This is a genomic window from uncultured Brachyspira sp. (genome assembly GCF_944390595.1).
In the GTDB taxonomy this organism is placed as follows: domain Bacteria; phylum Spirochaetota; class Brachyspiria; order Brachyspirales; family Brachyspiraceae; genus Brachyspira.
The window spans coordinates 1-5,430 of the sequence record NZ_CALXRN010000150.1 but is presented as its reverse complement, the minus strand read 5'-3'; the positions used below and the strand labels follow the sequence as shown (position 1 = coordinate 5,430).

Annotated in this window: 7 protein-coding genes; all 7 read left to right on the top strand. The window is 28.8% G+C overall.

The annotated features are described in order from the left end of the window. Positions 1-2: 2 nt before the first annotated feature. The 7 genes from Q0J90_RS09045 to mreD are packed head-to-tail and all read left to right on the top strand — an operon-like array spanning position 3 to position 5,195. Positions 3-410, top strand: a complete 408-nt coding sequence (locus Q0J90_RS09045) for a response regulator (RefSeq protein WP_297277589.1) — start codon at positions 3-5, stop codon at positions 408-410. Between the two features lie 44 nt (positions 411-454). Further along, complete coding sequence (locus Q0J90_RS09040) at positions 455-1,270, top strand: protein-glutamate O-methyltransferase CheR (protein WP_297277588.1); 816 nt, start codon at positions 455-457, stop codon at positions 1,268-1,270. 11 nt (positions 1,271-1,281) lie between these two features. Then, positions 1,282-1,701, top strand: a complete 420-nt coding sequence (locus tag Q0J90_RS09035) for a polymer-forming cytoskeletal protein (protein WP_297277587.1) — start codon at positions 1,282-1,284, stop codon at positions 1,699-1,701. 26 nt (positions 1,702-1,727) lie between these two features. Continuing rightward, positions 1,728-2,669, top strand: coding sequence for a lipopolysaccharide assembly protein LapB (locus Q0J90_RS09030; RefSeq protein WP_297277586.1), 942 nt, complete (start codon positions 1,728-1,730; stop codon positions 2,667-2,669). 4 nt (positions 2,670-2,673) lie between these two features. After that, on the top strand, positions 2,674-3,699 hold the full coding sequence (locus tag Q0J90_RS09025; protein WP_038375237.1) for a rod shape-determining protein: 1,026 nt from the start codon (positions 2,674-2,676) through the stop codon (positions 3,697-3,699). Between the two features lie 58 nt (positions 3,700-3,757). Then, complete coding sequence (gene mreC, locus Q0J90_RS09020) at positions 3,758-4,645, top strand: rod shape-determining protein MreC (protein ID WP_297277590.1); 888 nt, start codon at positions 3,758-3,760, stop codon at positions 4,643-4,645. A 10-nt stretch (positions 4,646-4,655) separates the two neighbouring features. Then, a complete protein-coding gene (mreD, locus tag Q0J90_RS09015; protein WP_297277585.1) occupies positions 4,656-5,195 on the top strand; it encodes a rod shape-determining protein MreD in 540 nt (179 codons plus the stop codon). The last annotated feature ends 235 nt before the right edge of the window (positions 5,196-5,430 follow it).

The window sequence follows — 5,430 nt, the reverse complement described above, 5'->3', positions numbered from 1 at the left end:
ATATTAATACAAAAGAAGCTGATGGTATAAATGAATTTGGAAAACCATTCAAAGTTCTAATAGTAGATGACTCTGCATTTGTAGTTAAACAGTTACAACAAATTTTTGTATCAGAACAATATAATGTAGTTGGTACTGCTGAAAATGGTGAGGAAGGCGTACTTATGTATAAAGAATACAAACCTGACCTAGTAACTATGGATATTACAATGCCTAAAATGGATGGTATTACAGCTTTAACTAAAATAATAGAATATGATAAAAACGCCAGAGTTGTTATGGTTAGTGCTTTAGGTAAAGAAGATATGGTAAAAAAAGCTCTTTTAGCCGGTGCTAAAAACTATATTACTAAACCTTTAGATAGAAAAAAAGTACTTGAACGTATTAAAATGGTTCTTACAAAAAAGTAAGATAATTTATATAATGTTCATTAATTTATTTGGAATAATTTATTTTGAATGAACTAAAACTAACAGAAAGACAATTTGATCTATTTAAAGATTTTGTATATAGAGAAAGCGGAATTTGTTTTAGTGTTATAAATAAAGTTATATTAGAGTCCAGAATAGCTTCTTCTATGAAAGAGAAAAATATAGAACAAGTAGAGGACTTTTATAAACTTGTATCTTCTGACAAAGAAGAGTTAAAAAAATTTTTAGATAACATTACAACAAATTTAACTAAATTCTTTAGAAATGAACCTAATTTTAATTTGTTAAAAACTTATGTTTTACCAGAAGTTTTAAAATACAAAAAAATGGGAGAACAGATAAGAATTTGGAGTGCCGGATGTTCTACAGGAGAGGAACCATACTCTATAGCAATTACTTGTTTGGAAACTCCAGGGGTAAGAGAGTCGGATATAAAGATTTTTGCCAGCGATTTATCATTGAACTCTCTTGTTGCCGCCAAAGAAGGAAGATATGAGGCACATAAGGTGGAAAATGTACCGGAAGAATACTTAGCAAAATATTTTGATAAGTTAGCATCCGGTGAATATTCTGTTAAAAATAATATAAAAAAACTTATTACTTTTGACTATCATAACTTGAGACATAGAGGAAGTCAGTCTAATATGGATGTTATTTTTTGCAGGAATGTGCTTATATATTTTGATAATGAATCTGTTAAACTTACAGTTAACAGATTTTATGATATATTAAATGATCATGGTTTTTTATTTATAGGACACAGTGAATCGTTGTTTGGGCTTGATACAAAATTCAAATTTAATAATATAAATAATTCCATAGTATATACTAAAAATTAGGAGTTTAGTTAATGTTTAATAGAAAAAATGAAAATGCAGAGTCTAACTCTATTATAGGTGAAGGCTCATATTTTAAAGGCGAATTTACATTAAACGGAACTTTAAGAATAGACGGCTGCTATGAGGGTGAAAAGCTTGAAGTTGATAATGTATTTGTAGGTCAAACTGGTAAAGTTAAATCTAACATAAAAACAGCATCTGCTGTAATAGAGGGTATAATAGTTGGAAATATAGAGGCTAAAAATAGAGTTATGCTTATGCCTACAAGCAGAGTATTAGGAGAAATCAGAACACCTGAACTTATAATACAAAATGGTGTAATATTAGAAGGTTTATGTATAGTATCTCCTGATCCTTTAACTAATCCAAAGGAAACAATACTGTCTCTATACAATAATAATACTGCTAATAATATTGAAAATAACAATTAATTATTAAATGGATAATATAATAAAGAATGCCTTATCTATATAATGTTGAAAAAAGAATCAGTTTACATATTATTGTAATAACATTAATAGCTGTTCTTAGCTGTGTTACGCTTGCTTATATTTTTATAAATAACTATATACAAAAAAAACGTTTAAAATATGTATATGATTATATGGCTTCAGAAGATTATAACAATGCCTCTTTTATTTTTAATGAATTATATGGAAAAAGTCCTTTAGATAAAAATATACTTACAACTGGAATAGACTTATATTATGATATACTGATAAGAACTGATAAAGATGATATTATCAAATCCTCAAGCGAAAATATAATACGTTATGCAAAGCAATTATTATTAACAGGAAATTTTATTAAAAATAAATATGCTATATATCAAAGATTAGGGTACGGATATAAAAGTCTGGGAAAATCATATTATATTGATTCATACAATTCTTACATAGAAGCTATAAATAACGGAGACAGCAGAACATCAACTACCATAGAACTTTCTAAAATATGCTATGAAATTGGATTATATCAGGATGCAATTAAATATTTGGAAAACTCTATAGAAAGAGAAATGAATGTAAATGATGGAAATTTTATTAATCCTGAACTATATTATGAACTTGCAAACGCTTATGAGGGAAATAAAGACTACACTAAAGCTATACAAATATTATCATCAATGGATGGAAAGTTTAATGATAATAAAGTTTTGGAAGTAAAAAGTTATTCTAAATTAGGAAATTTATACTTTAGACAAGGTCTTTATAAAGAAAGTGAATTTTTTTATAAAAAGGCATTAGAGATAGATGACAAAAATCCAGATTTATATTATAGTATAGGAACATTATATAGAGAAACTAATAGAAAAACTGAAGCTATAAAAATGTTTAGAGAAGCTATGAAAATAGATAATTCTTATAAACCAGCGATGGAAGCATTAAGGAGATTATAACAATATGTTTAATTGGTTATATAATATGTTCTCAAGTGATATGGGAATTGATTTAGGAACAGCAAATACTTTAGTATATGTAAAAGGAGAAGGTATAGTTTTAGCAGAACCTTCAGTAGTTGCTATAGAAAAAAGCACTGGAAATGTTATAGCAGTTGGTAATGACGCTAAAAAAATGTTAGGTAAAGTTCCTAACTCTATAGCAGCAATAAGACCTATGAGAGACGGTGTTATTGCTGATTTTGAAACTGTAGAAAAAATGATAAGATACTTTATTAATAAAGTGCATAATAAAAGAACTTTAGTTAAGCCTAGAATAGCTATAGGTATTCCTACAGGTATTACAGAAGTAGAAAGACGTGCGGTTAGAGAAAGCTGCGAGCAGGCTGGAGCTAGAACAATATTTTTGATAGAACAGGCAAGAGCAGCAGCTATTGGAGCTGATATGCCTATTAATGAACCTCACGGAAATATGATTATAGAAATAGGAGGAGGTACTACAGAAGTTGCAGTGCTTTCCTTAGGAAGTATGGTAAGAAGTGCATCTATACGTGTAGGCGGCGATGAGCTTGATGATGCTATTATAAAATACATGCAAAGAACTCATAACTTATATATCGGTGAAAAAACTGCTGAAGAAATAAAAATTAATATAGGACATGCTTACAAAGGCGACATTTCAAAAACTATGGATATTAGAGGAAGAGACTCTGTATCAGGACTTCCTAAAACATTGACAATAAATAGTGCTGAAATAAAAGACGCTATATCTGATATATTATTGGAAATATTAGAGGCAGTTAAATCTGTACTTAATCAAACTCCGCCTGAAATTTCTGCTGATATAGTAGAACGCGGTATTGTTATGAGCGGCGGTACTTCACTGCTTCCTGGATTTACAGATTTAATATCTATGGAAACCGGGGTGCCTGTAATTCTTGCTGAGAGTCCGCTTACTTGTGTGGCTATAGGCTGCGGAAAATTTATAGAAGAAACTAAAAATTTAAAGAATTATAGAAGATATTCATAACCGGAAAAATTACTAAAATTTTATTAATATATCCGATACTCATAATGTGAAAACTTTTATAAAACATAAAATTCTTATATTATATATAACGCTGAATCTAGTAGCAGCGATGTTTATGGTGCTCAATAGAAGTAATTTTGTATTTGATATAAAATCTATTTATGCTCTTGGAGTATATCCTATACAAAGTGCAACAAAAAGTATTTCAAGAGCTTTTGTATATCTTTATACAAGCATTACTGATATATTTACACTTCAAAGTCAAGTACAAATACTAAAAGATAGAATAGCCGAGTTAAGCGGTGCTGCATTAGAATATGAACAATTGAGTGCTGAAAATGAAAGACTTAGAGGACTGCTTAATGAAGCTCCTACAGATGAATATCCTTTAGAATACGCTGAAATAGTTTCAAAAGACCCTCAAAACTTTTATACTACAATAGTTATAAATAAAGGAAGTGCTCATGGAATAGTTGTAGGAATGCCTGTTATATCATATCAAAATGGTTATAAGGGACTTGTAGGAAAAGTTGTTGAAGTAAGAAGATATAACAGCAGAATACTATCTCTAGTTGACCAAAGATCTCAAATATCCGTTATGTTGGAAAGTTCAAGAACTACAGGTATAATGGTTGGTCAAAGTCCTAAATCAACACAAACACACTTACAATATATTGATTTACAAATGGATGTTGAAGAGGGAGAAAGAGTAGTTACAAGCGGTATGGGCGGAGTATTTCCAAAAGGCATATTAGTTGGTACAATATTCAAAGTTGAAAAAAAGAATTACGGTCTTTTCCATGATCTTTATGTTGAACCTTCTGTTGATTTTTCAACTTTAGAAAATGTTTATGTAATAAAGAAAATACCAGATCAAGAAATTATTATGCTTGCTAATGAAGAAAATGAAGATGAACAATATACTAATGAGCAGAATATTCAATAGGAGTTTATGAATGAAAAGAGCTATTACTGTTATTATAACTTCGCTTATTTTGCTTTTAATACAATCATCTCCTGCTTATGATTTGATAAGAATATCTCTTGGTGCAAAGCCGGATTTGCTTTTAATTTTCTTATCTTTTATAGCTTTTAGATACGGTTCTTTTGACGGAATGATTTACGGATTTGTAATAGGTTTGCTTCAGGATATAGTATCCAGTGCAACATTTGGTTCTTATGCTATGATATTTTTAAATATTGGTTTCTTTGTAGGATTTTTCAACAGCAGAATATTTATAAAACAAATAGCTGCAGGAATATTTGTAACTTTAATCGGATATTTAATAAAAGTTATAGCATTATTTTTAGTAAGTTCAATATACTCAGATCTTTCAAATGTTGCTGTATTAATAAGAGCTGAACTACTTGTTGGTCTTCCATTAACAGTTATATTATCATCTCCATTATTTATAATATTTGAAAAAGTTGCTCCTTTAATTTATGATAAGCAGAAAATACATGTTGATGACAGTACTAAAAATTTTAGTGAGTAATTTTTCTCAATAAAAGGATTGAAAATATGAATTATACAAGACAAGACAAGACAAGACAAGACAAGACAAGACAAGACACTTATCATTGTGTAAAAAATAATATACATCATATAAATAAAAATTACAACCTATGTTTCAATTACAGGATTGAAGCATAGGTTTTTTTGTGCAAAATATTATTGATCAATTACAACAATAAAAAAGGATAAAACATGAATATAAAAGTTAGTGTAAT